Origin of the sequence: Lentzea sp. NPDC092896 (assembly GCF_044754905.1) — a bacterium.
Lineage (GTDB): Bacteria > Actinomycetota > Actinomycetes > Mycobacteriales > Pseudonocardiaceae > Lentzea.
On the sequence record NZ_JBIVPX010000005.1, the window covers coordinates 143,454 to 166,979 of the forward strand.

Here is a 23,526-nt window from a genome sequence, read left to right on the forward strand (position 1 = left end):
TCCTTGCGCATACGAGTTGTATACAGGCAGTATTACCGCATGCCGCCCCACACAGCAACGACACCGACGCCACAGGACGTACCTCGTTCCGCCTTGGTGCGGGCGTTCGTGGCCTCGCTCTCCGGTACCGCCCTGGAGTGGTACGACTTCGCGATCTACAACGTCGCCGCGGCCGTTGTGCTCGGCCCGTTGTTCTTCCCGAGCTCCGAACCGCTGACCGCGACGCTGCTCGCGTTCTCGACGTACGCCGTCGGCTACCTGTCCCGGCCGCTGGGCGGGTTCCTGTTCGGCCGCCTCGGCGACAAGATCGGCCGCAAACGCGTGCTCGTCACGACGTTGCTGATCACCGGTATCGCGACGCTGCTCATCGGTCTGCTGCCGACGCACGCCGCGATCGGTCCCGCGGCCGGTGTGCTGCTCGTGCTGCTGCGGTTCGCGCAGGGCGTCGGCCTCGGCGGCGAGTGGGGCGGCGCGGTGCTGCTGTCCAGCGAGTACGGCAATCCGGAGCAACGCGGCTTCTGGGCGTCGGCCGCCCAGATCGGCCCGCCCGCCGGCAACCTGATGGCGAACGGCGTGCTCGCGCTCCTCGGCGTCGCGCTGTCGGACGAGGCCTTCATGTCGTGGGGCTGGCGGGTGGCGTTCCTGCTGTCCGCGGTGCTCGTGATCTTCGGCCTGTGGATCCGGGTGAAGCTGGAGGAGACCCCGGTCTTCAAGGCGATCGAGGCCCGCGGCGACCGTCCGACCGCGCCGATCAGCGAGGTGTTCCGCACGCAGACCCGGCCGCTGATCGCCGCCGTGCTGTGCCGTGTCGGCCCGGACGTGCTGTACGCGCTGCACACCGTGTTCGTGCTGACCTACCTCACGACCCAGCTGAAGCTGCCGCGCAACGTCGGCCTGGTCGCCGTGCTGATCGCCTCGGGCTTCCAGCTGTTCCTGATGCCGTTCGCCGGCTGGCTGTCCGACCGGGTCAACCGGCGCGGCCTCTACGCGGCGGCCGCGGTGTGCGGCGCGATCTGGCCGTTCGTGCTGTTCCCGCTGATCGACACGAAGTCGTGGCCGCTGATCGTGCTCGGCGTCGTGGTGGGGCTGGGCTTCCACGCGTTCATGTACGGGCCGCAGGCCGCGTTCATCTCCGAGCAGTTCACCGAACGCCTGCGCTACACCGGAAGCTCGCTCGCCTACACGCTGGCCGGCGTGATCGGCGGCGCCATCGCCCCGTTGCTGTTCACCGCGCTGCTGGCCGGGTTCGGCACGTGGGTGGTCGTCGGCCTCTACGTCACGGTGGCGTGCGTGGTCACGCTGGTCGGCCTCAAGCTGGGCCGCAATCCCCAGGACGACGCCGAGGATCAGCCCCAAGATCAGCCGTTGAGCAGCACCTTCAACGTGGTGTCCAAGTGAGCGGTGATCGCCGCGGTGGCCGCGCCGACGTCCCCGGACTCGAGCGCGGCCACGATCTCGTCGTGCTCGTCGATCACGGCCTGCTGCCTGCCGTGCGCCCGGTACAACGCGACCACACCCGCGCGCACCTGCCGTGCGCGCAACCCCTCGTAGGTCTTCGTCAGCAGCTCGTTGCCCGTCGCCGCCACCAGCAGCGCGTGGAACTGCCTGTCGACGTCGATGAACTGCCGCGCGTCCTCGACCAGGAACCGCTGCTGCTCGATGAGCTCCTGCATCTGCCGCAACGGGACGGTGCCCTCGGAGATCGTGCGCTCGGCGGCGTACCGCTCGACGATGCCGCGCAGTTCCATCAACTCGCTGATCTGCCGCGAGGACAACGGCGCGACGTACGCACCCTTCTTCGGCACGAGCTGGACGAGGTCTTCGGCGGCGAGCAGCAGCAGGGCCTCGCGGATCGGCGTGCGGGAGACGCCGATCTGGTTGGCGACGTCCTGCTCGCTGATGAACCGCCCCTGCATCTCAGGGTCCGCGAGGATCGTGTCCTTGAGGAACTCGTAGGCCTTTTCTCTGCCAGACAAGCTGTCGCTCTCTTTGGCCGCACCCTGCATACAACATGTATACCAGAGGAGGATCATGCGCTTCGCGCTCTGCCAGATCAGCTCCACCGCTGATCCGCAGGAAAACCTTGCCACCGTCCGCGCCGAGGTAGCCGCTGCTGCTGCGAACGGCGCACGCGTCGTGCAGTTCCCGGAAGCCACTCAGTGCCGTTTCGGCGTGCCACTGACGCCGATCGCCGAACCCCTCGACGGCCCGTGGGCGACGGCGGTCCGCGGCATCGCCGACGAGCACAACGTCGTCGTGATCGCCGGGATGTTCACGCCCGGCGAGGGAGACCGGGTCGCCAACACCACCCTCGTCACCGGCGCGGGCCTGCACCTGGGCTACGACAAGATCCACCTGTTCGACGCGTTCGGCTTCCGCGAGTCCGACACCGTCACCCCGGGCGAGAAGCCGGTGACGTTCGAGGTCGACGGCACCACGATCGGCCTCGCCACCTGCTACGACGTCAGGTTCCCCGAACTCTTCCGCGCCCTCGCCGCCACCGCGCCCGTCATCCTGCTCGGCGCCTCCTGGGGAGCGGGCCCCGGCAAGGCCGACCAGTGGGACCTGCTGGTCCAAGCCCGTGCCCTGGACGCGACGTCCTGGGTCCTCGCGTGTGGTCAGGCAGACCCCGACGCCGACTACGGTTCCGCCCCCACGGGAATCGGCCGCAGCGCCGCGATCGACCCGCTCGGCTCCGTGCGCGAGCGACTGGACGGAACCCCCGGCACGATTCTGTCCGATGTGGACGTTCAGCTGGTCGGCGAGGTCCGCGCGAAGCTGCCCGTGCTGGCGAACCGGAGGCTGTGATGCGCGAGGAACACGAGTTCTTCCCGGTCGAGGCGATCGACTGGCGCCCGGCCGACGAAGGCATCGCCGAACGCGTGCTGAGCCGCGACCCGGACACCTCGACCCTCACGAGGATCGCGCGCTGGGAACCGGGACTGGAGACCCAAGACGTGATCCGCCACGACTACCACGAAGAGGTCTACCTGCTGGAAGGCGACCTCACCGACCTCACGCTGGGCAGAACGTTCCGGGCTGGCGACTTCGCGAGCCGCCGCCCCGGAATGCCCCACGGTCCCTATCGGACGGACGAGGGCTGCACGATGCTGGAAATCCGCACAGCCCCCAGCGCCTAGACCCAGCGCACGTGGGTGCCGTCGCGCACGGTGCCCACGTACTCCTCCACCAGGTCCTCCAACGCCACGACACCGATCACCGTGCCATCAGCGGCCACCGCGCGCGCGAGGTGGGACTGCGCCCGGCGCAACGCGGCCAGCGCCTCGTCCAGACGGGCGTCGACGGGCACCTCCGGCAACCCGCGCACTCGGTCACGTGGCACCGACGTCTCCGCGCCCTCCAGGTCCAGCACGTCCTTGACGTGCAGGTACCCGATCAGGCCGGCCTCGGCGAGCACCGGGAAGCGCGAGAACCCGGTCGTCGCGACCACGTTCTCGATCTCGCCCACGGTGGGCGTGGCCGACACCGTCGTCAGCTTCTCCAACGGCACCAGGACATCGGCGACCGTGCGCGCGGCGGACGACAGCGTCTGCGCCAGCCGCCGGTGCTCCGAGTCCTCCAGCAGCCCTTCGGACCGGGACTGGCCGATCAGCAACGCGAGCTCGTCCGGCGTGTAGGCCGACTCCAGCTCGTCGACCGGCTCCACGTCGAAGCGGCGCAGCACCCACCGGCCCACGGCGTTGAACAGGGCCAGCACCGGCGCGATCATCCGCGAGAACCCGTAGTGCACCGGAACCAGCCACACCGCGGCCCGTTCGGGACCGGCGATCGCGAGGTTCTTCGGCACCATCTCGCCGAGGATCGTGTGCAGCGCGACGACGATGACCAACGCCACCGCGAACGCCACACCGTGCACCACGGCCAACGGCAACCCAACGGCGCCGAGGGGCCCCTCCAGAACGGAAGCCAGCGCGGGCTCGGCGATCGCACCCAGCCCCAGCGAGCACAACGTGATGCCCAGCTGCGCGCCCGCGATCAGCAACGGCAGCTGCTGCGACGCCTTGATCGCGGTGCGGGCCCGCGAGGAACCCTTGTCCGCCAACGCTTCCAGCCGGTCCCGGCGCGCGGTGATCACCGCGAACTCGGCACCGACGAAGAAGGCGTTCCCTGCCAGCAGCAAAGCGATGACGAGGAAGTTCATGAGGACGACACCACCCGCAGCTCGGCCACGCGGTGCTTGTCCATCCTCATGACGGTCACCCTCCACCCGTCGACGCGAATCTCGTCGCCGACGTCCGGAATCCGCCCGAGCCGCGCCAGCACGAGGCCGGCCAGCGTCTCGTAGTCGCCCTCGGGCATCGCGAACCCGGTCGCCTCGGCCACCTCGTCGTCGCGCAGCAGCCCGGACACGATCCAGCTGTCCTTGCCCAGCGAGCGCACCGGCGCCGCCTCGCCGCGGTCGTGCTCGTCGCGCACGTCGCCGACGATCTCCTCGACCACGTCCTCCAGCGTCACCAGCCCGGCCGTGCCGCCGTACTCGTCGACGACCAGCGCGGTCTGCAGCCCGGACGCCCGCAGGCGGTCCAGCAACGCGTCGCCTTCGAGCGTTTCCGGCACCGAGTACACGGGCCGGGTCAACGCCGACAGGGGAGTGGACACGCGCAAAGCGGAAGGCACGGCGAACGCCTGCTTCACGTGCACGATGCCGCTCACCTCGTCCAGCGAGCCGTTGTGCACCGGGAACCGCGAGAAGCCGGTCTCCCGCGCCTTCAGCACGAGATCCGCGACCGACGCGTCGGCGCGCAACGCCTCGACCCGCACGCGCGGCGTCATCAGCTCGCCGGCCGTGCGGTCACCGAAGCGCAGCGACCGGTCCAGCAGCACCGCGGTGCCCTGGTCCAGCGTGCCGTGCTCGGCCGAACTGCGCACCAGCGCGCCGAGCTCCTCGGGTGACCGCGCGGACGCCAGCTCCTCGACCGGCTCTACGCCCAGGCGCCGGACCAGCCAGTTCGCCGAGTTGTTCATCCAGTTGATCAACCAGCGGAAGACCGTGGAGAACCCCGCCTGGATGCTGACCACGCCGCGCGCGGTCTCCAGGGGCTTCGCGATCGCCAGGTTCTTGGGCACGAGCTCGCCGAACACCATCGACAACGCCGTGGCGATCGCCAGCGCGAGGGCCAGCGACAACCAGTCGGCCACGGGTTCGGACACGCCCACCGCGGTGAGCCCGGGCTCGATCAGGTTCGCGATCGCGGGCTCCGCGATGTAACCGGTGATCAGCGTGGTCAGCGTGATGGCGAGCTGTGCGCCGGAGAGCTGGAACGAGAGAGTGCGATGCGCACGGTCGATGGTTCGCGCCTTCGCGTCACCGACCTCGGCGACATGGCGTTCGACGGTGCTTCGTTCCAGCGCGGTCAGCGAGAACTCCGCCGCCACCGCGATGAAGGTGCCCGCGGTCAGCGCCACGACGGCGACCAGACCGAGCACGCTCAGAAGTATTCCGGTCACCTACGCGCTCCAAGCGAGCGGATGACCGGGTTGGTATGCCAGCCAGGGCCAGACCCCATGGGGACGGCTCAACTCCTCATGACTAAGTACGTGAATAGCCAGACGAGTCTAATTGTGGGCAGTAGACGCCCTGAGCACCACCTCACCCGCCACCCGGACGGTGCGGGCCTCGTCACCCCCGGCGTCCAGCACGAGACCTGCGGCGATCTCGCCCATCTCCTCCAGCGGCAGTCGCACGGTGGACAGCGCCGGAACCGTGTCGCGCAGCGTCGGGATGTCGTCGAACCCGGCGATCGAGATGTCCTCCGGGATGCGCACACCCCGTTCGCGCAGCGCCGCCATCGCGCCCATCGCCATCACGTCGGTCACGGCGAACACGCAGGTAGAGCGCGACTTCGAGCCCAGCAGCTCCATCGCGGCGGCGTATCCGCCATCACGGGTGAAGGCTCCGTTGATCACCGTCGGCGGCGCGATCCCGGCGTCCGCGAGTCCCGCCTTGAACCCGGCGAGCCGGTCGCGGGCCACCACGAGCTCGGTTGGTCCACCCAATACGGCGAACTTCTTGTGACCGAGCTCGGCCAGCGCACGGGCGAGCGCGCGACCACCCGCGCGGTTCCCGGGAACGACCGTGTCGGTGCCGAGCTTCGCCTGCGACACGCACGCGACACGCCCACCCTGCTCGGTGAACGCGTCGATCTCGGCCGCGAGCCGCGACTGCGCCGCACGGTCCGTGGTGCGGGAACCGGCGAGCACCACCGCACGGGCCCGATGCGCACGCAGAGTAGAGAGCAGCTCGGCCTCACGTTCGGGACGGCGCCCGGTCGTGCCGAGGACGACGGAGAGCCCGGCGGCCTCGGCCACCCTCGTCACCCCCGCCGCGATGCACGAGAAGTACGGGTCGGTGATGTCGTGGACCACCAGCCCGACCAGCGAGCTCGAGTTGCGGGCCAGCGCCTGCGCGGACGCGTTCGGCACGTAGCCGAGCTCCTCCGCGGTGCGCAGGACCCGCTCGCTCAGGTCCTCGCTCACCTGCCGCGTGCTGCCGTTGAGCACGCGAGAAGCGGTCGCCAGCGACACACCCGCCTGCTTCGCCACCTCGGCGAGCGTCACCTGTCGGGCGGACACGACCACCTCCGTCAACGTGCATGTGAGCGCTGAGACTAACTCGCGAGGAGGTTGACGGCCGTGAAGGACCGCGATTAGCGTGGCGGGAAAGCGCTTTCCAGCGCTGCTACCAGGGAGGTGCGATGGCGGTCAGGACCATTGGCGTGGCGGTCAACGGCGTCACGGGGCGGATGGGATACCGCCAGCATCTGGTCCGTTCACTGCTGCCGTTGCGCGACGAGGGCGTGCGGTTGCAGGACGGGACCGTGCTGAAGGTGGAACCGGTGCTCGTGGGCCGCAACGCCGACAAGCTCAAGGAGATCGCCGAGCGGCACGACCTCGCCCACTGGACGACGGACCTCGACGCGGCGCTCGCGGACCCGTCCGTGGAGATCTACTTCGACTCGCAGGTCACGTCGAGGCACGTCGAGTCGATCACGAAGGCGCTGCGGGCCGGCAAGCACGTCTACACCGAGAAGCCGGTCTCCGACACCGTCGAGCAGGCGCTGGAGCTCGGGCGCCTGGCGGACTCACTGAACCTCCGGCACGGCGTGGTGGCGGACAAGCTGTACCTGCCGGGCATCCGCAAGCTCAAGCGGCTCATCGACGGCGGCTTCTTCGGCCGGATCCTCAGCGTGCGCGGCGAGTTCGGCTACTGGGTCTTCGAGGGCGACTGGCAGCCCGCGCAGCGCCCGAGCTGGAACTACCGGGCGCAGGACGGCGGCGGCATCGTCTCGGACATGTTCTGCCACTGGAGCTATCTGCTGCACGACCTGTTCGGCCGGGTCGAGGCCGTCACGGCGAAGGCCGTCACGCACATTCCAACCCGCTGGGACGAGCAGAACAACGCCTACGAGGCGACCGCGGACGACGCCGCGTACGGGATCTTCGAGATCGCGAACGGCGTCATCGCCCAGATCAACTCGTCCTGGTGCGTGCGCGTGCGCCGCGACGAGCTCGTCGAGTTCCAAGTGGACGGCACCGAGGGGAGTGCGGTCGCGGGTCTGCGCGAGTGCTTCGTGCAGACCCGCGCCGTCACGCCGAAGCCCGTCTGGAACCCGGATCTGCCGGTCACGCACCCGTTCCGCGAGCAGTGGCAGCAGGTGCCGGACAACGAGGAGTTCGACAACGGCTTCAAGGTGCAGTGGGCGGAGTTCCTGCGGCACGTCTACGACGGCACGCCGTTCCCGCACGACTTCCGCGCCGGGGCACGGGGTGTCGCGCTGGCGGCGGCCGGTCTGCAGTCCTCTTCGGAGGGTCGCCGAGTGGAGATCGCCGATGTCTAGCCGAATCGATTCGACGCGCGTCGTGTTCGCCGCGGCCCACGTCGTGGCCGAGGACGAACACAGCGTCGACTGGGACGCGACCCTCGCGTTCCGGCACCACCTGTGGTCGCACGGCTTCGGTGTCGCGGAAGCCATGGACACCGCCCAACGCGGCATGGGCCTGGACTGGCCGACGGCCGCCGAACTCATCCGCCGCAGCGCCGCCGAGAAGTCGGGTCGGATCTGCGCGGGCGTCGCGACCGATCACCTCACCGGTGAGCCCGGCCTCGACGACGTGCTGAACGCCTACCTGGAGCAGCTCGACGTCGTCCAGGAGGCCGGCGCACAGCCCGTGCTGATGTGTTCGCGCCAGCTCGCGGCGGCCGCACGTGGTCCCGAGGACTACGAGAAGGTCTACGGCACGTTGCTCGACCGCGTCAGCGAACCGGTGATCCTGCACTGGCTCGGCACCGCGTTCGACCCGAAGCTGGAGGGGTACTGGGGCGCGGGCGACATCCCGCAGGCCACCCGGAACTTCCTGGAGATCATCCACTCGCGACCGGACAAGATCGACGGCGTGAAGGTCTCGCTGCTCGACGCAGACCACGAGATCGGGCTGCGGCGCGCGCTGCCGGACGGCGTCCGCTGCTACACCGGCGACGACTTCAACTACCCGGACCTGATCGCGGGCGACGAGCAGGGCCACAGCCACGCGCTGCTAGGCATCTTCGACCCGATCGCCCCGGTGGCCGCTCGTGCGCTGGCCAAGCTGGCGGACGGCGACACCGACGAGTTCCACCGGATCATGGCGCCGACGGTTCCGTTGTCCCGCCATCTGTTCAGCGCGCCGACTTACTACTACAAAACAGGTGTCGTGTTCCTGGCGTGGCTGGCCGGACATCAGGAACGATTCCAACTCCTCGGTGGTCTGGAATCCGCGCGCACCGTTGAGCATCTCGCCGAGGCGAAACGTCTCGCGGAGATCGCCGGCGTGATCGAACCGGAGTTCGCGGAACGGCGGTGGCGCCAATGGCTCGCCTCTCGCTGAACCAGGCCACGATCAAACGCGCGACGGTCGCGGAGGCCGTCGAAGGCTGTGCGCGGCACGGCATCGAATCGATCGGACTGTGGCGCGAACCCGTCGCCGACCACGGTCTGGAGCGCACCGCGAAACTCGTCGCGGACGCCGGACTGCGCGTGTCGTCGTTGTGCCGCGGAGGGTTCCTCACGGCCGTGGACAACCGAAGCGCGATGGACGACAACCGCCGCGCGATCGACGAGGCGGCGGCGTTGCGCACCGACACGCTGGTCATGGTCGTCGGGGGAGTGCAGGCCGACAAGGACCTCATCGGCGCACGTCAGCGCGTTGCGGACGCCATCGCGGAACTGTCGGTGCACGCGGCGCAGGCGGGCGTGGTCCTGGCGCTGGAACCGATGCATCCGGTGTTCTGCGCGGATCGCGGCGTGCTGTCGACGTTGGCGCAGGCGCTGGACATCGCCGAACGGCACGAGTCGGTCGGCGTCGTCGTGGACGCGCTGCACGTGTGGTGGGACCCCGATCTGGACGCGCAGATCGTGCGCGCGGGACCGCGCATCGCGTCGTATCAGGTGTGCGACTGGCTCACGCCCGTGCCCGCCGATGTGTTGCTCGGGCGCGGTTATCCCGGTGACGGTGACATCGACCTGGACCGTCTGACGCGACACGTCGCGGCGACCGGATATTCGGGGGATGTCGAAGTGGAGATCTTCAACGCGGCCATCTGGGCGGCGGACTTCGACGAGGTGATCGAACAGGTGAAGCGCAGGTACCACGACATTGTGGAACCGGCGCTCTGACCAACGCGGGGAAGCCGGTCGTCGACGGCGGCGACGACCGACCCCGGCGTTGGTATCTATATATCTGAAAATCAGTGCTCTTTGGTCCAGATTTCAGATAAATCTCAGGAATCAGCCGCCGTTGACGAACCTGTAAACCTTTGCACGGTGTTTCGGCTTCGTGGTCGTGATCTTGATGACGGCGTCGAACATGGACCGTCCGAGCTCCGCGCGGGCCGCGACGGCCGGGTGCGTGGTGCTGAAGTCCTCGTCGTTCACGGCCTTGTCGCCGGCGAAGGCGCCCGACGCGAACATCGAGTAGATCAGGATCGCCCGGTTGTCCGCGCTGAACATGATTCCGGCCTCGTTGCGGCCGTCCTCGAACCAACCGGCCTTCGTGGCGACGCGCAGACGCTCGTTCGTCGTGAGGTTGAGCCGCACGCCGTCGGTGAAGCTCGCCGTGGCGCGCAGGATGTTCAGCAGGTAGGCGGTCGACTCGGCGGACAGCAGCTGACCGTCGACCAGCTTCTGCAGCAACGTGTGCGTCTCACGCGCCGTCGTGGTGCCGAGGAAGAACCGGTTCGGGTTCGCGACCGGGACGACCTGGGTGTGCACGAAGCCCTTGGACCGCAGGATCTCGTTGAGCTCCAACGCCGGCACGACCAGGCCGCACAGGCGGACCGCGGTGTTGTCCGAGACCGTCAGCAGGTTCGCCAGCGCGTGGCCGACGGTGACCTCGCTCGGGTACGCGCCGTCGAGCGCGAAGATGCCGTCGGTGTCCTGGATGACGATGGCGGCCGACACGGTGACCGTCTGGTCGAGCCTGATCAGCCCGCGGTCCACCTTGTCCAGCACGGCGACCGCGACCGCGATCTTGTTGACGCTGTAGGCCTCGACCACCTTGTCGGCGTCCTCGTCGACGGCGGGCTTCGTCGTCCCGTCGAGATCGGCGACCGTGATCAGCGACGACCAGCTGCCCTTCGCCTTGCGGGCCTGCCGCTTGTAGATCTGGGCCACGCGCTTGCGCGACCGGTCGGCCGTCGCCGGGGAGCGTTCGATCTCTACCTCCGCGTCTTCCTGGGCTTGTGCTGCACCGTTGGAGCCGAGCACGGCCGTCGCGGCCGCGACGGTTCCCAGCCCGAACACGGACCTGCGGTTCAAAGTCATGAGCGGTATCAAAACAGGCGGCACTGACGTTTCCCTGACTAGGGTTCCGGATCATGGAAAACGTCTTCGTGGTGACCGGCGCTTCCCGCGGAATCGGGGCGGCGACCGCCGTTCTCGCAGCTCAGGCGGGGTATCGCGTGGTCAGGGCCTCGCGCGGCGCCGAAGAATCTGTCGGAGATCGCGGCTGGGACGCCCGATGCGACGTCTCTTCCTGGGATTCCGTGCAGGATCTCATGTCCCGAGTGGAGTCCCGCTGGGGCCGGATCGACGTTGTATTCGCGAACGCTGGAGTTTCCGTCGACACGTCGTTCGTCTCCGACGCCGGCGCGAAGCCGTCGGAGTGGACCGGCATGGTCGTCACGAACGTCTGCGGACCCGCCTTCACCGCCCGTGCCGCGATGCCGGCGCTGATCCGCTCCGGCGGCCACTTCGTGATGACGGGGTCCGCCGCCGGTCGTGGCGTGCGTCCGGGCAACCTGTACTCGGCGACGAAGTGGGCGATCACCGGTCTGGCGCAGGCGATCCGCGCCGAAGCGGTGGCCACCGGGGTTAGGGTGACGGTGGTGCAGCCGGGCCTGGTCGACACCGACGCCATTCCGGCGTCGCGTGTGGATGACCCGAAGCTGGCACCGGAAGACGTTGGCAGGGCGGTGCTCTACGCCGTGTCCCAACCGTCCACTGTGGACGTGAACGAGATCCTGCTGCGGCCGACCGGACAGGCCGCGCATCGCTGACGGGGGTACTTCGTTGATCGTGCTCTTCGCTGTCGGAGGCGGTGGTGACCCGGAACGGCACCGCCCGCTCCTGGACCACTTCGCCGCTCAGGGCCACCAGGTCATCGCGCCGTCCTTTCCGCGCCTGCATCCGCAGCAGGCGACCTGGGACGACTACCTGGCGCGGCCGTTGGGCCTGGTCGAGGCCCTGCGCGACGTCGGCCCGGACGCCGAGGTGGTCGTGGTCGGCCACTCGATCGGCGCCTGGGCGGGGTTGTGCCTCGCGGGCGCGACGCCGTGGAGCAAGGAACGCGAGCCCCTTGACGTGCCAAGGGATTCGCGCGTCAGCCGCCTGGTGCTCTACACCCCGCCCGCCGGCTGGTTCGCGGCTCCCGGCGCGCTGGACGCGGTGAAGGTGCCGATCCTCGCCTACGTCGGCGAGCTGGACGCGTTCGTCCCGGCCTCCGAAGTGGAGGTCCTGAAGACCGCGCCGGCCGAGGTGGACCTGCGGGTCGTGCCGAAGGCGGGCCACTTCAGCTTCGTGCACGTGCCGCCGCCGGGCATGGACGAGGACCCGGAGTTCGACCGCGACCGGTTCCTCGCGCGGATGGTCGACGAGACCTACGAGTTCGTCAGCTCCCGCTGAGCACGTCGGAACATCGCTGCAGGAGCGCGCGCAACTGCGCGCGTTCCTCGGTGCTGAACGCGTCCGCCAGCTTCTGCTCCACCGCCACCGCGGCCCTGTCCGCCTCGCGGAACCTCGCCTGACCCGTCTCGGTCAGCCGGTTCTCCAGGACGTTGCTCTGCCACTGGTTCGGTGTGCGCTCGACGAGACCCAGCGCGACCAGGTTCTGCAGGATCGTCGTCATCGTCTGAGGCGTCGTCAGGCACAACCGCGCGAGTGTCGCCGCGGGCGCGCCGGGGTTCTCGCTCAGGGCCAGCAACGCCGAGTACTGCGGCACGGTCAGCCCCGCGGGCTTCACCGCCGCCGACTTCGCGGCCACCAGGTCCTGCTCGGCGCGCTTGATGTCTCCGCCGATCCGATCACCGCTGCGCATCCCTCCATCGTAAGAGTGTGATAAGAGTATGGATGGGTATCAGAGTTCTGATATCCGTCAGTGCTCGTACTGGAGGGAAGTCATGCGCGTCCTGCTCACCGTCTTGACGGTGCTGGTGCTGTTCACGGGCACGGCCCAGGCCACGCCGAGGCACGTCGAGGCCCGCTCACCGTCGCTGCACCCCGAGGGCGTGGCCTGGGACTCGAGCCGCGGCCAGTTCCTCGTCAGCTCGCTGCGCCACGGCACGGTGTCGCTCGTCGGCACGAACGGCCGGGTCCGCCCGCTCGTCACCGGAACCCACATGGTGTCCACGTTCGGCCTCCAGGTGGACGGCGGCCGCCTGCTCGTCACCTACGGCGACATCGGCCTCGGCGAACGATCGGTGCCGGGCCAGTCCGGCCTCGGGATCTTCGACCTGCGCACCGGCCGCGCGCTGAAGTTCGTCGACGTCCCCGGCGGCGCCAACGACGTCGCGCTCGACCCACTCGGCAACGCCTACGTCACCGGCACGATGGGCGACACGATCTGGAAGGTCGGCCGCGACGGCACCGCGACGCCGTTCGCCCGCGACCCCCGGCTGGGCGGTACGTCGTTCGGCAACAACGGAATCGTCTGGGACCCCAGGGGATTCCTCGTCACCGGCCACTACACGAACGGCACGTTGTTCAAGGTCACGCAGAACCGCGTCGAGGAACTGCCCGCACCGAGGCTGCCGGGCGCGGACGGCCTCACGCTCACCCCGCAGGGCCTGGTCGTCGTGACGAACAGCCTGGCCGCACCGGGCAAGAACGCGGTGACGGTCCTCGACACCCGCACGTGGCAGGTGAAGTCCCAGCGTGACTGGAGGACCGCGCCGACCACGGCCGCCCGCACACCGCACGGCACCTACGTGCTCAGCGGCCGCGTCGACCTGCTCGTGAAGGGGGAGACGACGGACGAGTTCAGCCTCGACCGCTAGCCGGGGTCACGCGCCGTCGCGGTCGATGTCGGTGACGACGTCGACCGCGTCGCCGGCTCGGGCGAGGTCACGCGCCGGCGAGGAACTCGACCAGCAGCCGGTTCACTTCGTCCGGCCGCTCCAGGTACCCGACGTGCCCGGCGTCCGCGACCTCGGCGTACCGGGCGCCGGGAATCGCGTCCGCCACCTCGCGCGACAGCCGCGGCGGCAGCACGACGTCGTCGGCGAACCCGATCACCAGCGACCGCACCGCGATCGCGCGGTAGGCCTCCAGGCGCGTGTCGTACTCGGCCAGGCCGAGCTGGATCCGTTCGCCCGCACCGAGTGACGACCCGGCGAACTCGTACATCTGCAGCCAGTCGCGCGCCACCACGGGGTCGGCCAGCGTCGTCTGCGACAGGTTCCGGACCACCGACGCCACCGAGTAGAACGCCAGCGGGATCTCGACACCCTTGTCGTGCAGGTCGCACAGCGCCTGCGACCACGCCTGCTGCACCGGTTCGGGACGGCCGGCGGTCGCCATCATCACCGCGCTGCGCACGAGTGACGGATGCGCCAGCGCCAGTTCCTGGGTGATGCGCCCGCCCAGCGACGTGCCGATCACGTGCGCCGGACCGCCCAGGTGCTCGATCAGCGCGGCGGTGTCGGCGACCATGTCGTCGAGCGTGAAACCCCCGGCGCACTCCGACGACGGCCTGATGCCGCGGTTGTCGAAGTACGCGACCCGGTAACCGGCCTTGACCAGCGCGGGCACCTGGTAGGAGCGCCAGACCCTGCCGGGACTGCCGGTGCCCATGACGAGCACGACGAGGTCACCGGAACCCTCGGTCTGGACGTTGAGCTCGATGCCGTTGAGCGGGACAAGCGCCATTCCGAAGATCCTAGATAGCTAGAACCTGCACAGGGGCCGAATCACAGCAGCGTGTGAGGGATAACGCGCACACAGCTCGTCCGCGTGCCCGAAGGACACGATGTCATCGGTGTACGGCGGCACCACGACCGTGCCGACCAACGACCAGTCACCGGCCGGAGTGCTGCCCTGCCACACGCCCGCGGGCACCACGACCTGCGGGTTCGACGCGCTCAGCACCGGCTCGGTCACCGTGCCGTCCGGGTGCAGCAGCAGCATCCGCAACGGCGACCCGGCGTGGAAGTGGTAGATCTCCAGGTGCTTCAGCACGTGCATGCCGGAGAAGTCCGGGCTGCGCAACAGGTACGCGATCGCGGACACCTCGTCGGACCGGTGCGTCTGCGCGAAGTACCCGCCCTCGACGGGCAGTTCCTGCATGTCCAGCGAGGCGATCAACTGCTCTGGGGTCACGTCATCTCCGGAAGCGGGGAACCGTGCACGACGACCATGCCCTTGCCGAGCCGCTTCGCCGTGTACATCGCGGCGTCCGCGGCCCCGAGCACGTCGTCGGCGGTGATCTTGGGATCGTACGAGAACCGTTGCGCCACACCGATGCTGGCGTGCACCCGGTGCACCCGGCCGTGCACCTCGTGCGGATGCCCCAGCGCGTCCAGCAGCCGTGCGCCGATCTCGTCCGCGTCGCCACCGTCGATCAGCACGCCGAACTCGTCACCGCCCAGCCGCGCCACGGTGTCCTCGGGCCGGACGTTGTTCTCCAGCCGTGCGGCGACATTGCGCAGAACGATGTCGCCCTCGGCGTGCCCGTTGTTGTCGTTGACCGCCTTGAAGCCGTCCACGTCGATGAACAGCAGGATCAACGGCTTCGCGCGGTCACGAACCGCGAGCGCGCGCTCCAGCCGTTCGCGGAAGAGCGAGCGGTTCGCGACGCCGGTCAACGGGTCGTGCGTCGCCTCGTGCCGTAGCTCCTCGCGAGAGACGCGGAGCTGGTCCATCAGCCGTACGTTGTCCATCATCGTGAGCAGCTGACGCACGATCACGAGACACACGACCATAAGCCCGACGTAGATCTCGACCGGGTTGAGGCGGCCGCCCGTCGCGGTGTTCCAGCTGACGAACAGGCCGGTGATCGCGAGCGGCAGGTACGGCACGAGCAGGTGCAGGAGGTCGGCCGTGCGCATGCGACCGGGCGTGGGGTCGAGGTTGCGGACCGGGGCCAGCGCGCTCAGCAGGAAGAACGCCGGGCACAGCATGAAACCGATGTCCGCGGCCGCCGGAATCGCCGTGTTGCCCTTGGCGATGAAGAAAGCGAACACCCAGCCCGACGACGACTGCGCGATACCGGCCAGTGCGACGAAAAGCATCGGCCACTGACGCACGGCCTGATGCGTCCACGACATCACCACGATCGCCACGAGCAGCACGAGGTACGCGGCAGGATGCGCGATGACGGTGGCGAACCCAGGACCTTCGGTCGCCCACGCCCTGGTCAGCGACTCCAGTGCCGACACCCACGTCAGCACGAACAGCGACCCGATCACGATCAGCCCGTCGAGCACCAGGACCGTGCGGCTGCGGTAGTTCGGCAACAGGTCGTCGGAACGGCGTTTCTGCGCCTTCGCGATCACGGCGGCCAGGCAGAGCACCGGAACCATCGTGAACCCGATCGGCGCGATCGTCGACGACGGCAGCTGCACGCCCATGATCTGCTGGCCCCAGATCCACGCGGACAACCCGACGCTGAGGCTGATCATCGCCGCCGTCATCCACCGGTCACGTGCTCGCGCGTAGACGACCAACGCCGCGATGGCGAACACCAGCTGCACGAGCTTGTCGATTGCGATACCGATATCGCGCGGCGCGGCGAGGGCGGTGAGGATGGCGATCGCGATGAAAGTGCCGACGCACCCCGCGATGATCCAGAACCTCTTCACCGTGACTCCCGATGATCGAAACCCGACCACCGTAGTAACGGCGGTGTGGACTTGTCGAACCGCGTCAGCCCGTGTCGGTGCAAGTCCCCTATCGGTGCACCGGATATGGTTCGAACTGTTGTTCGTTCAGCGATCCGGGGAGCTGTTGTGCGGGTGTTCGGGGTCGACCCCGGTCTGACCAGGTGCGGCTTCGGCGTCGTCGACGGCGGACCAGGCCGAGTCGTGCGCGCCGTGGCCGTCGATGTCCTGCGCACGCCCGTTGACGCTCCGCTGTCCGTGCGCCTTCATGAGCTGTACGACGGCGTCTGCGTGTGGCTGGACCGTTACGAACCTCAGGTCGTCGCCATCGAACGCGTCTTCGCGCAACACAACGTCCGCACCGCGATGGGGGTCGCGCAGGCGTCGGGCGTCGTCGCTTTGGCTGCCGCGCAACGGAACCTGCCGGTCGAGTTCCACACGCCGTCCGAGGTGAAGGCCGCCGTCACGGGCTCTGGCCGCGCGGACAAGGCGCAGGTGACCGCCATGGTGACCAAGCTGCTCGGCCTGAAGGTCGCGCCGAAGCCGGCCGACGCGGCGGACGCGCTGGCCCTCGCGATCTGCCACCACTGGCGCGCGCCGATGCGCAACAGGCTGGAAGAGGCGCAGGCCCGCGCCGCGGAACTCGCCCGCGTGCACAGGGCGAAGCTGGCCGAAGCGGCCAAGCGAACTAACTAAGGTCCAGCAAGTGAAGTCCGGAGGAACCAGGTGATCTCGTCACTGCGCGGCCAGGTGCAGCACGTCGGCCTCGACCACGCCGTCGTCGAGGTGGGCGGCGTCGGGTTCGCCGTCCAGATGACGCCGACCACGCTCGCCACCCTGCGCCGCGGCGAGGAGGCGAGCCTCGCCACCACCCTGATCGTCCGCGAGGACAGCCTCACCCTGTTCGGGTTCGCCGACGCCGAGGCCCGCGAGCTGTTCAGCCTGCTCCAGACGGTCAGCGGCATCGGCCCGCGGATCGCACTGGCCACCCTCGCGGTCCTGGAGCCGGACAAGCTCCGCCACGCGCTCGCCGAGGGCAACATCACCGTGCTCACGCAGGTCCCGGGCATCGGCAAGAAGGGCGCGGAACGCCTCATCATCGAGCTGCGCGACAAGGTCGGCCAGCTCTCCGCACCCACGACGCCCGCGCACAGCCAGACGCGCGACCACGTCGTGGAGGCGCTCCTCGGCCTCGGCTTCCCGGCAAAGTCGGCCGAAACCACGGTCGACAACGTCCTCGCCGCGAACCCCGACCAGTCCACGTCGGCCGTCCTGCGCCGTGCGCTCGCGACCCTGGGGCGCAAGTGACCGAGGACGAGCTCAGCCCGTACGTCGCCCCCGCCGAACGCGACCTCGAGACCAGCCTCCGCCCGGCCGACCTGCACGAGTTCGTCGGCCAGCAGCGCGTCCGCGAGCAGCTCGAACTGGTCCTGCACGGCGCGATGCGACGGGGCACGGCCCCGGACCACGTCCTGCTCAGCGGCCCTCCCGGCCTGGGCAAGACCTCGCTGGCCATGATCATCGCCAAGGAGCTCGGCGCCGCCATCCGCATCACCAGCGGCCCCGCCCTGGAACGCGCCGGCGACCTGGCCTCGATGCTGTCGAACCTCGTCGAGGGCGACGTCCTCTTCATCGACGAGATCCACCGCATGGCGAGGCCCGCGGAGGAGATGCTGTACCTCGCGATGGAGGACTTCCGCGTCGACGTGATGGTCGGCAAGGGCCCGGGAGCGACCAGCATCCCGCTCGACATCGCGCCGTTCACGCTGGTGGGAGCCACCACCAGGTCCGGTGCGCTCACGGGACCGTTGCGCGACCGCTTCGGCTTCACCGGGCACATGGAGTTCTACACGCCGGAAGAGCTCGACCTCATCGTGAAGCGCAGCGCGAAGATCCTCGGCGTCGACCTCGCCGAGGACGCCGCCATCGAGATCGCCGGTCGCTCCCGCGGCACCCCCCGCATCGCGAACCGCCTGCTGCGCCGTGTGCGCGACTTCGCGGAGGTCAGGGCCGACGGAAAGGTGACGGAGGACATCGCCAAGCAGGCCCTGGTGGTCTACGACGTCGACGAACTGGGCCTCGACCGGCTCGACCGCGCGGTGCTGAACGCCCTGGTCAAGAGCTTCAACGGCGGCCCTGTCGGCGTCGCCACCCTCGCGGTCGCGGTCGGTGAGGAACCGACCACCGTGGAAGAGGTGTGCGAACCGTATTTGGTGCGGGCTGGCATGCTGGCCCGGACACCGCGGGGCCGAGTGGCGACGCCCGCCGCGTGGTACCACCTGGGGCTCGAACCGCCCGCCGGTGATCAACTGTGGTGACCTGGCACAATCGGTGAAAGCACCTGGACATATCGGACGTGCGTCGAGGCATGTCCACCTGATCGGAGAATGATGGGCAACCTTTCGTCTTTGATGTTCCCGTTGCTTCTGGTTCTGCTGGCGGTGCCGCTGTTCCTCAGCGCGCGCAAGCAGAAGCGGGCGATGGCCGAGCAGAAGAACCTGCAGGACTCGCTCGCCCCCGGCGACAAGGTGATGACGACGTCCGGCCTGTACGGCACCGTTGCCGACGCGAGCCACGACACCACCATCGACATCGAGATCTCCGAGGGTGTCGTCACGCGCTGGCTGCGTGCCGCCATTCGCGAGAAGGTCGCCGAGACCGACGAGGTCGTGGCCGAGGACCAGACCGACGACGTCGAGGAAGAGGTGCCCGCGACCACCGCACAGGTCGCCGAGCCCCTGGACCACGGCGCCAAGAAGTAACCAACAAGCTCGTGACACCTGGAGTTGGCAACTGTGAACACCGCCAACTCCAGGTAGTGACGCGCAGCTCACGCGGCGCGCGTTACGCTGCGCGCTCGGAAACCATAGCTACTAGGAGACGGACGGATCGTGGCACCTCCGGCCGGGCAAATTCGCCCTGCGAAGTATCTGGCGAGTTTTGTCCTCATCGTGGTCGCGCTCTACGCCCTGGTGTTTCTCACCGGGAACGGTTCGGCCAAACCCAAGCTCGGAATCGACCTCCAGGGCGGCACCCTCGTCACCCTGACAGCTCGGCAGGAAGACGGCGCACAGCCGAGCGAGGAAGCGCTCAACCGGGCACGTGACCTCATCGAGGTCCGCGTGAACGGTCTCGGCGTCTCCGGTGCCGAGGTCGTGCGAGACGGCAACAACCTGGTGATCACGGTCCCGGGCGCGGACAGCGAAGGCGCGAAGGGCCTCGGCCAGACCGCTCGCCTCGCGTTCCGCAAGGTCATCGGCCAGCCGGTGCCCGCGGGCGCCGTGCCGCAGACCCAGACGAGCACGCCGCCGTCCGGCAGCGCGAGCACGCCTCCGTCGACGCCGCCGAGCCAGAGCGCCGGCAGCCCGCCGCCGTCGAGCGGTGCTCCGCAGGGCCGCCCCGCGCCGAACCTGGCCGCGCAGCCGTCCAGCACTCCTCCGTCGAGCAGCACCGCGCCGTCCAGCACCGCGCCGTCCAGCAGCGCGCCTTCGAGCACTCCGTCCGCTCCCTCCAACGTCGACCCGAAGGTCGCGAAGGAGATCCAGGACGCGAAGGCCCTCCGCCAGGCGACCGACCCGCAGATCCTGCAGCAGGCCGCGCTCATGCTCGACTGCTCGCAGCCCGACCCGCTGCGCGGCAACGACGACCTGGACAAGCCCCTCGTCACCTGTGACGAGAAGGGCGAGTTCAAGTACACGCTGGCCCCGGTCAACCCTCCCAAGGAGGACACCGAGACCAAGGCGGACGACTACACGAACTACTCCCGCCTGACCGGTGAGGACATCAGCAACGCCGCGGCGAACAACAACCCGAACGGCACCGGCTACGTCGTCAACCTGGACTTCAAGTCCGAGGGCGGCACCAAGTGGGGCGCGTTCACCTCGGCCAACGTCCAGCAGGCCGTCGCGGTCGTGCTCGACGGCGAGGTCATGTCCGCGCCGACCATCCAGTCGGCCATCGCGGGCGGCTCGACCGAGATCAGCGGCAAGTTCACGCTGAAGGAAGCCCAGAACCTCGCGAACACGCTGAAGTACGGCGCGCTGCCGCTGTCCTTCGACTCGTCCGAGGCGCAGACGATCTCCCCGACGCTCGGCCTGCAGTCGCTCAAGGCGGGTCTCATCGCCGGCGGCATCGGCCTCGCGCTGGTCTTCGTCTACTGCCTGTTCTACTACCGCCTGCTCGGCATCCTGACGATCCTGTCGCTGGTCCTGTCCGCGGTCGTCATCTACGCGGTGCTGGTCCTGCTGGGCCGCCTGATCGGCTTCACGCTCGACCTGGCCGGTATCGCCGGATTCATCGTCGCCATCGGTATCACGGCGGACTCGTTCATCGTCTTCTTCGAACGACTCAAAGACGAGGTGCGTGAGGGCCGCACGTTCCGTTCGGCCGTGCCACGCGCATGGGTCCGTTCGCGCCGCACGATCCTCTCCGCCGACGCGGTCAGCTTCATCGCCGCCGCCGTGCTGTACATCATCGCGGTCGGCCAGGTGAAGGGCTTCGCGTTCACCCTGGGCATGTCGACGGTCCTCGACCTCGTGGTCGTGTTCCTCGTGACGCACCCGCTGGTCGCGATCGCGTCGAAGTCCAAGCTTCTCTCCAACTCGAGCCTGTCGGGCCTGGGAGGTGCGGCCCGCGAGGGCGCCTCGCACCGCGCCACCTCGACCGGCAAGACGACCGCCGTGAAGGAGGCCTGACATGAGCAGCGTGTTCTCACGCCTCTACGTGGGCAACGGCGCCTTCGACATCGTCGGCAAGCGCGTCCGCTGGTACATCACCTCCGCCATCATCCTGCTGATCTGCATCGGCTCGATGGTGTTCAACGGCTTCAACCTCGGCATCGACTTCGAGGGTGGCACGAAGATCTCGATGCCGTCGGTGTCGGCCAGCGGCCAGACCATCACGACGGGCACCGTCGAGGACGTCTACTCGAAGGCCCTGCCCGGCAAGAAGCCGAACGCCGTGCAGGCCGTCGGCTCCGGCGCCAGCGCGACGATCCAGCTCAAGTCGCCCGCGCTGAACATCGCGGAGGTCGCGACCCTCAAGACGGCTCTCGCGAAGGACACCAACCCGCAGGGCGGCCAGACGGCGATCTCCGACAGCGCCGTCTCCGCGTCCTGGGGCGGTGAGATCAGCGGCAAGGCCCTGTGGGCCCTGTTCTGGTTCTTCATCGCCGTGACGGTCTTCCTGGTGTTCTACTTCGAGTGGCAGATGGCCGTCGGCGCGCTCGTCGCCGTGTTCCACGACGTCATCATCACCGCCGGCGTGTACTCGATCATCGGCTTCGAGGTGACGCCGGCGACGGTGATCGGTCTGCTCACCATCCTCGGCTTCTCCCTGTACGACACGGTCGTCGTGTTCGACAAGGTCAAGGAGAACACCCGAGGCCTGCTGGGCCTGACCCGCCGCACGTACGCCGAGGCGTCGAACCTGGCGCTGAACCAGACCCTGATGCGCTCGATCAACACCTCGCTGATCGCGCTGCTCCCGGTCATCGGCCTGCTGGTCGTCGGCGTCGGCATCCTGGGCGTCGGCACCCTGCAGGACCTCGCGCTCGTGCAGCTCGTCGGCATGTTCATCGGTGCCCTGTCCTCGATCTTCCTCGCCACCCCGGTGCTGGTGGACCTGAAGATGCGCGACCCGAAGTTCATCGCGCAGGCCAAGCGCGTGGCCACCCGCCGCGCCAAGGCCACGGGCCCGCAGGTCGCCGAGGGCATCGAGTCGGTCGACGACGACGCCCTCAACGCCGACCTGCGCAAGGAAGAGGCGTACGCCGCCGCTGCCTCGGTGCCTCACCGCACCGCCAAGGCAGGCGACGCCCGCCGCCGTCCGACCGGAAAGCGTCAGCGTTGAAATTGGATCGTGCTCTGGGACTGATGCGTGAAGTCCCGGACTTCCCCAAGCCAGGGGTCGTCTTCCGGGACTTCACGCCGGTTCTCACCGACCCGGACGCCCTGCGCGCCGTGGTCGACGCCCTCCAGGACAAGATCGACGACAGCACCCAGGTGATCGCCGCCATCGAGTCGCGCGGCTTCCTCCTGGGTGCTGCTCTGGGTTACGGCTGGCGCTACGGCGTCGTGCCGCTGCGCAAGCCGGGCAAGCTCCCGGTCGTCGCCGACTCGGAGTCGTACGAGTTGGAGTACGGCACGGCGTCTCTGGAGCTGCCTGCGGACGCGATCCTGCCTGGGCAGCGTGTTGTGGTGGTGGACGACGTTCTGGCCACCGGTGGGACCGCTGAGGCCGCGTGTGCGTTGGTCGAGCGGGCCGGCGGCATCGTGACCGGCGTGTCCGTGGTTCTGGAGATCACCGCTCTGGGCGGACGTTCCCGGCTCGCGGGCCGCGAGGTCAGCGCTCTGATGGCTGTGTAAGAGGACTTTTTCTGCAGGGGACCGGTGACGTTGTCGCCGGTCCCTTTTGCGTGTCAGCCCGTGGCCGGCTCTGCGATGAACCGATAGGCGACGACCACGGTGATCGCCCACAGGAAGTAGAAGATCGGCAGGCCCAGCAGGATCAGGCGCCAGGCCTTCATGTCGCCGTGCCCGATCCGCATCAGGGCGGCCGAAGCGCCCAGCCACGGGACGACCCCGAGTGTCGCCGTGCGCAGTGCCTCGCCGGCGCCGTTGGTGACCAGGTTGAGCAGGACGATCGCGGCGTACCAGATGCCCGCGAACGCCAGGCAGTGCCAGATCGGGCGGTGCTCATGCATGCGCTCAGTTTTTCAGCCTGACGATGTCAGGCGATCGGCGGTGGGGCCACGAAGGCGGCGCCGATGCTGACGAAGACCAGCGTGACGAGCGATGCCGGTGCTGTTACTACCGCGATCTCCCACAGCTTCGGGGTTTTTGCGCGGCGCAGGACCAGCCAGCTCAGTGCTGTTGCCACTGCCCAGCCGACCGTTGAGCCGATGATCGATCGCTGGTCGATGTAGCTGGGGTCGTCGAGGGCCAGGTACGCCATCGTGCCCAGCCACACGAACGTCATCGCGGCGCACCAGATCAGAGTCCTCACCGTGCCGAGTGTTCCAGGAGGGCACGGCTGCGCCGAACCGGCACATGCCCTCCTTCGTCGGGCGTGTGCCGGACTGCATTTCGGTGGTCTGTTTTCGTTGGTGGTTGCGGGGCGTGGTCGTTGTGCGTATTTCGCGTTTCTGTGCGCGCGTG

27 protein-coding genes are annotated in these 23,526 nt (G+C 68.8%); 16 read left to right on the forward strand and 11 right to left on the reverse strand.

The window, feature by feature from the left end:
* Positions 1-39 precede the first annotated feature (39 nt).
* The gene (locus ACIQF0_RS25230; protein ID WP_401033042.1) at positions 40-1,398 is read left to right on the forward strand and encodes an MFS transporter; all 1,359 of its coding nucleotides are present in this window, start codon (positions 40-42) and stop codon (positions 1,396-1,398) included.
* Here the strand turns inward: ACIQF0_RS25230 and ACIQF0_RS25235 are convergent.
* Positions 1,359-1,976 carry a GntR family transcriptional regulator gene (locus ACIQF0_RS25235; protein ID WP_360032122.1) on the reverse strand — a complete coding sequence of 206 codons (618 nt, stop codon included), beginning with the start codon at positions 1,974-1,976 and terminating at the stop codon, positions 1,359-1,361. The two genes, ACIQF0_RS25230 and ACIQF0_RS25235, sit on opposite strands and share 40 nt — an antisense overlap.
* 55 nt (positions 1,977-2,031) lie before the next feature.
* Here ACIQF0_RS25235 and ACIQF0_RS25240 point away from each other — a divergent pair, with 55 nt between their 5' ends.
* Both ACIQF0_RS25240 and ACIQF0_RS25245 read left to right on the forward strand, forming a co-directional pair.
* Positions 2,032-2,808 carry a carbon-nitrogen hydrolase family protein gene (locus ACIQF0_RS25240; protein ID WP_401033044.1) on the forward strand — a complete coding sequence of 259 codons (777 nt, stop codon included), beginning with the start codon at positions 2,032-2,034 and terminating at the stop codon, positions 2,806-2,808.
* A complete protein-coding gene (locus ACIQF0_RS25245; RefSeq protein WP_401033046.1) occupies positions 2,808-3,140 on the forward strand; it encodes a cupin domain-containing protein in 333 nt (110 codons plus the stop codon). Before ACIQF0_RS25240 ends, ACIQF0_RS25245 begins: the two co-directional genes overlap by 1 nt.
* Here the strand turns inward: ACIQF0_RS25245 and ACIQF0_RS25250 are convergent.
* From ACIQF0_RS25250 to ACIQF0_RS25260, 3 genes are all read right to left on the reverse strand, one after another.
* A complete protein-coding gene (locus tag ACIQF0_RS25250) occupies positions 3,137-4,162 on the reverse strand; it encodes a hemolysin family protein (RefSeq protein ID WP_401033048.1) in 1,026 nt (341 codons plus the stop codon). The genes ACIQF0_RS25245 and ACIQF0_RS25250 overlap by 4 nt on opposite strands.
* Positions 4,159-5,469 (reverse strand): hemolysin family protein, encoded by a 1,311-nt coding sequence (locus tag ACIQF0_RS25255; RefSeq protein ID WP_401033050.1) that lies wholly within the window; start codon positions 5,467-5,469, stop codon positions 4,159-4,161. Before ACIQF0_RS25255 ends, ACIQF0_RS25250 begins: the two co-directional genes overlap by 4 nt.
* A gap of 108 nt (positions 5,470-5,577) precedes the next feature.
* Positions 5,578-6,594: a LacI family DNA-binding transcriptional regulator gene (locus tag ACIQF0_RS25260; RefSeq protein WP_360032107.1), complete on the reverse strand. Its 1,017-nt coding sequence runs from the start codon at positions 6,592-6,594 to the stop codon at positions 5,578-5,580.
* Positions 6,595-6,716: 122 nt separating this feature from the next.
* Between ACIQF0_RS25260 and ACIQF0_RS25265 the strand changes: the two genes are divergently transcribed.
* From ACIQF0_RS25265 to ACIQF0_RS25275, 3 genes are read left to right on the forward strand one after another with little or no spacing between them, the layout of a single operon-like run.
* On the forward strand, positions 6,717-7,859 hold the full coding sequence (locus ACIQF0_RS25265) for a Gfo/Idh/MocA family oxidoreductase (protein WP_360032104.1): 1,143 nt from the start codon (positions 6,717-6,719) through the stop codon (positions 7,857-7,859).
* The gene (locus ACIQF0_RS25270; protein WP_401033053.1) at positions 7,852-8,886 is read left to right on the forward strand and encodes a dihydrodipicolinate synthase family protein; all 1,035 of its coding nucleotides are present in this window, start codon (positions 7,852-7,854) and stop codon (positions 8,884-8,886) included. Before ACIQF0_RS25265 ends, ACIQF0_RS25270 begins: the two co-directional genes overlap by 8 nt.
* Positions 8,868-9,674, forward strand: coding sequence for a sugar phosphate isomerase/epimerase family protein (locus tag ACIQF0_RS25275; RefSeq protein ID WP_401033055.1), 807 nt, complete (start codon positions 8,868-8,870; stop codon positions 9,672-9,674). The genes ACIQF0_RS25270 and ACIQF0_RS25275 overlap by 19 nt, the downstream gene beginning before the upstream one ends.
* Before the next feature lie 111 nt (positions 9,675-9,785).
* Here the strand turns inward: ACIQF0_RS25275 and ACIQF0_RS25280 are convergent, their stop codons facing one another.
* Positions 9,786-10,820, reverse strand: coding sequence for a serine hydrolase (locus tag ACIQF0_RS25280; protein ID WP_401033056.1), 1,035 nt, complete (start codon positions 10,818-10,820; stop codon positions 9,786-9,788).
* Between the two features lie 50 nt (positions 10,821-10,870).
* Between ACIQF0_RS25280 and ACIQF0_RS25285 the strand changes: the two genes are divergently transcribed.
* Complete coding sequence (locus ACIQF0_RS25285) at positions 10,871-11,554, forward strand: SDR family oxidoreductase (protein WP_401033890.1); 684 nt, start codon at positions 10,871-10,873, stop codon at positions 11,552-11,554.
* A gap of 19 nt (positions 11,555-11,573) precedes the next feature.
* On the forward strand, positions 11,574-12,179 hold the full coding sequence (locus tag ACIQF0_RS25290) for an alpha/beta hydrolase family protein (RefSeq protein WP_401033058.1): 606 nt from the start codon (positions 11,574-11,576) through the stop codon (positions 12,177-12,179).
* Here the strand turns inward: ACIQF0_RS25290 and ACIQF0_RS25295 are convergent.
* Positions 12,166-12,591, reverse strand: coding sequence for a MarR family winged helix-turn-helix transcriptional regulator (locus ACIQF0_RS25295; protein WP_401033060.1), 426 nt, complete (start codon positions 12,589-12,591; stop codon positions 12,166-12,168). The genes ACIQF0_RS25290 and ACIQF0_RS25295 overlap by 14 nt on opposite strands.
* A gap of 82 nt (positions 12,592-12,673) precedes the next feature.
* Here ACIQF0_RS25295 and ACIQF0_RS25300 point away from each other — a divergent pair, with 82 nt between their 5' ends.
* Positions 12,674-13,549 carry a hypothetical protein gene (locus ACIQF0_RS25300; protein WP_401033062.1) on the forward strand — a complete coding sequence of 292 codons (876 nt, stop codon included), beginning with the start codon at positions 12,674-12,676 and terminating at the stop codon, positions 13,547-13,549.
* A gap of 67 nt (positions 13,550-13,616) precedes the next feature.
* Here ACIQF0_RS25300 and ACIQF0_RS25305 read toward each other — a convergent pair whose 3' ends face one another.
* From ACIQF0_RS25305 to ACIQF0_RS25315, 3 genes are read right to left on the reverse strand one after another with little or no spacing between them, the layout of a single operon-like run.
* The gene (locus ACIQF0_RS25305; protein ID WP_360032085.1) at positions 13,617-14,420 is read right to left on the reverse strand and encodes an alpha/beta fold hydrolase; all 804 of its coding nucleotides are present in this window, start codon (positions 14,418-14,420) and stop codon (positions 13,617-13,619) included.
* A gap of 18 nt (positions 14,421-14,438) precedes the next feature.
* Positions 14,439-14,870 carry a cupin domain-containing protein gene (locus ACIQF0_RS25310; protein ID WP_401033065.1) on the reverse strand — a complete coding sequence of 144 codons (432 nt, stop codon included), beginning with the start codon at positions 14,868-14,870 and terminating at the stop codon, positions 14,439-14,441.
* Positions 14,867-16,351, reverse strand: a complete 1,485-nt coding sequence (locus ACIQF0_RS25315) for a diguanylate cyclase domain-containing protein (RefSeq protein ID WP_401033067.1) — start codon at positions 16,349-16,351, stop codon at positions 14,867-14,869. The genes ACIQF0_RS25310 and ACIQF0_RS25315 overlap by 4 nt, the downstream gene beginning before the upstream one ends.
* 147 nt (positions 16,352-16,498) lie before the next feature.
* Here ACIQF0_RS25315 and ruvC point away from each other — a divergent pair, with 147 nt between their 5' ends.
* The 7 genes from ruvC (at position 16,499) to ACIQF0_RS25350 (ending at position 22,734) form a co-directional block, all read left to right on the forward strand.
* Positions 16,499-17,065: a crossover junction endodeoxyribonuclease RuvC gene (ruvC, locus tag ACIQF0_RS25320; protein ID WP_401033069.1), complete on the forward strand. Its 567-nt coding sequence runs from the start codon at positions 16,499-16,501 to the stop codon at positions 17,063-17,065.
* 30 nt (positions 17,066-17,095) lie between these two features.
* A complete protein-coding gene (ruvA, locus tag ACIQF0_RS25325) occupies positions 17,096-17,677 on the forward strand; it encodes a Holliday junction branch migration protein RuvA (RefSeq protein ID WP_360032073.1) in 582 nt (193 codons plus the stop codon).
* Positions 17,674-18,687, forward strand: coding sequence for a Holliday junction branch migration DNA helicase RuvB (gene ruvB / locus ACIQF0_RS25330; protein WP_360032070.1), 1,014 nt, complete (start codon positions 17,674-17,676; stop codon positions 18,685-18,687). The genes ruvA and ruvB overlap by 4 nt, the downstream gene beginning before the upstream one ends.
* Positions 18,688-18,780: 93 nt before the next feature.
* Positions 18,781-19,131: a preprotein translocase subunit YajC gene (gene yajC, locus ACIQF0_RS25335; RefSeq protein ID WP_401033072.1), complete on the forward strand. Its 351-nt coding sequence runs from the start codon at positions 18,781-18,783 to the stop codon at positions 19,129-19,131.
* 129 nt (positions 19,132-19,260) lie between these two features.
* Positions 19,261-21,063: a protein translocase subunit SecD gene (gene secD / locus ACIQF0_RS25340; protein WP_401033074.1), complete on the forward strand. Its 1,803-nt coding sequence runs from the start codon at positions 19,261-19,263 to the stop codon at positions 21,061-21,063.
* A gap of 1 nt (position 21,064) precedes the next feature.
* Entirely contained in the window at positions 21,065-22,219 is a 1,155-nt protein-coding gene (gene secF, locus ACIQF0_RS25345) for a protein translocase subunit SecF (RefSeq protein WP_360032061.1), read from the forward strand.
* A 23-nt stretch (positions 22,220-22,242) separates the two neighbouring features.
* On the forward strand, positions 22,243-22,734 hold the full coding sequence (locus ACIQF0_RS25350; RefSeq protein WP_401033076.1) for an adenine phosphoribosyltransferase: 492 nt from the start codon (positions 22,243-22,245) through the stop codon (positions 22,732-22,734).
* A gap of 53 nt (positions 22,735-22,787) precedes the next feature.
* On the opposite strand, the gene ACIQF0_RS25355 is transcribed toward ACIQF0_RS25350, so the two are convergent.
* Entirely contained in the window at positions 22,788-23,072 is a 285-nt protein-coding gene (locus ACIQF0_RS25355) for a hypothetical protein (RefSeq protein WP_401033078.1), read from the reverse strand.
* 26 nt (positions 23,073-23,098) lie between these two features.
* Positions 23,099-23,374: a hypothetical protein gene (locus ACIQF0_RS25360; protein WP_401033080.1), complete on the reverse strand. Its 276-nt coding sequence runs from the start codon at positions 23,372-23,374 to the stop codon at positions 23,099-23,101.
* Positions 23,375-23,526: the final 152 nt, after the last annotated feature.

Coding starts and splice junctions, on each gene's coding strand:
- yajC (WP_401033072.1), top strand. CDS start 18,781: ATGTTCCCGTTGCTTCTGGTTCTGCTGGCGGTGCCGCTGTTCCTCAGC.
- secF (WP_360032061.1), top strand. CDS start 21,065: ATGAGCAGCGTGTTCTCACGCCTCTACGTGGGCAACGGCGCCTTCGAC.
- ACIQF0_RS25240 (WP_401033044.1), top strand. CDS start 2,032: ATGCGCTTCGCGCTCTGCCAGATCAGCTCCACCGCTGATCCGCAGGAA.
- ACIQF0_RS25305 (WP_360032085.1), bottom strand. CDS start 14,420: ATGGCGCTTGTCCCGCTCAACGGCATCGAGCTCAACGTCCAGACCGAG.
- ACIQF0_RS25350 (WP_401033076.1), top strand. CDS start 22,243: ATGCGTGAAGTCCCGGACTTCCCCAAGCCAGGGGTCGTCTTCCGGGAC.
- ACIQF0_RS25355 (WP_401033078.1), bottom strand. CDS start 23,072: ATGCATGAGCACCGCCCGATCTGGCACTGCCTGGCGTTCGCGGGCATC.
- ACIQF0_RS25230 (WP_401033042.1), top strand. CDS start 40: ATGCCGCCCCACACAGCAACGACACCGACGCCACAGGACGTACCTCGT.
- ACIQF0_RS25295 (WP_401033060.1), bottom strand. CDS start 12,591: ATGCGCAGCGGTGATCGGATCGGCGGAGACATCAAGCGCGCCGAGCAG.
- ACIQF0_RS25275 (WP_401033055.1), top strand. CDS start 8,868: ATGGCTCGCCTCTCGCTGAACCAGGCCACGATCAAACGCGCGACGGTC.
- ACIQF0_RS25300 (WP_401033062.1), top strand. CDS start 12,674: ATGCGCGTCCTGCTCACCGTCTTGACGGTGCTGGTGCTGTTCACGGGC.
- ACIQF0_RS25245 (WP_401033046.1), top strand. CDS start 2,808: ATGCGCGAGGAACACGAGTTCTTCCCGGTCGAGGCGATCGACTGGCGC.
- ACIQF0_RS25280 (WP_401033056.1), bottom strand. CDS start 10,820: ATGACTTTGAACCGCAGGTCCGTGTTCGGGCTGGGAACCGTCGCGGCC.
- ACIQF0_RS25270 (WP_401033053.1), top strand. CDS start 7,852: ATGTCTAGCCGAATCGATTCGACGCGCGTCGTGTTCGCCGCGGCCCAC.
- ACIQF0_RS25250 (WP_401033048.1), bottom strand. CDS start 4,162: ATGAACTTCCTCGTCATCGCTTTGCTGCTGGCAGGGAACGCCTTCTTC.
- ACIQF0_RS25265 (WP_360032104.1), top strand. CDS start 6,717: ATGGCGGTCAGGACCATTGGCGTGGCGGTCAACGGCGTCACGGGGCGG.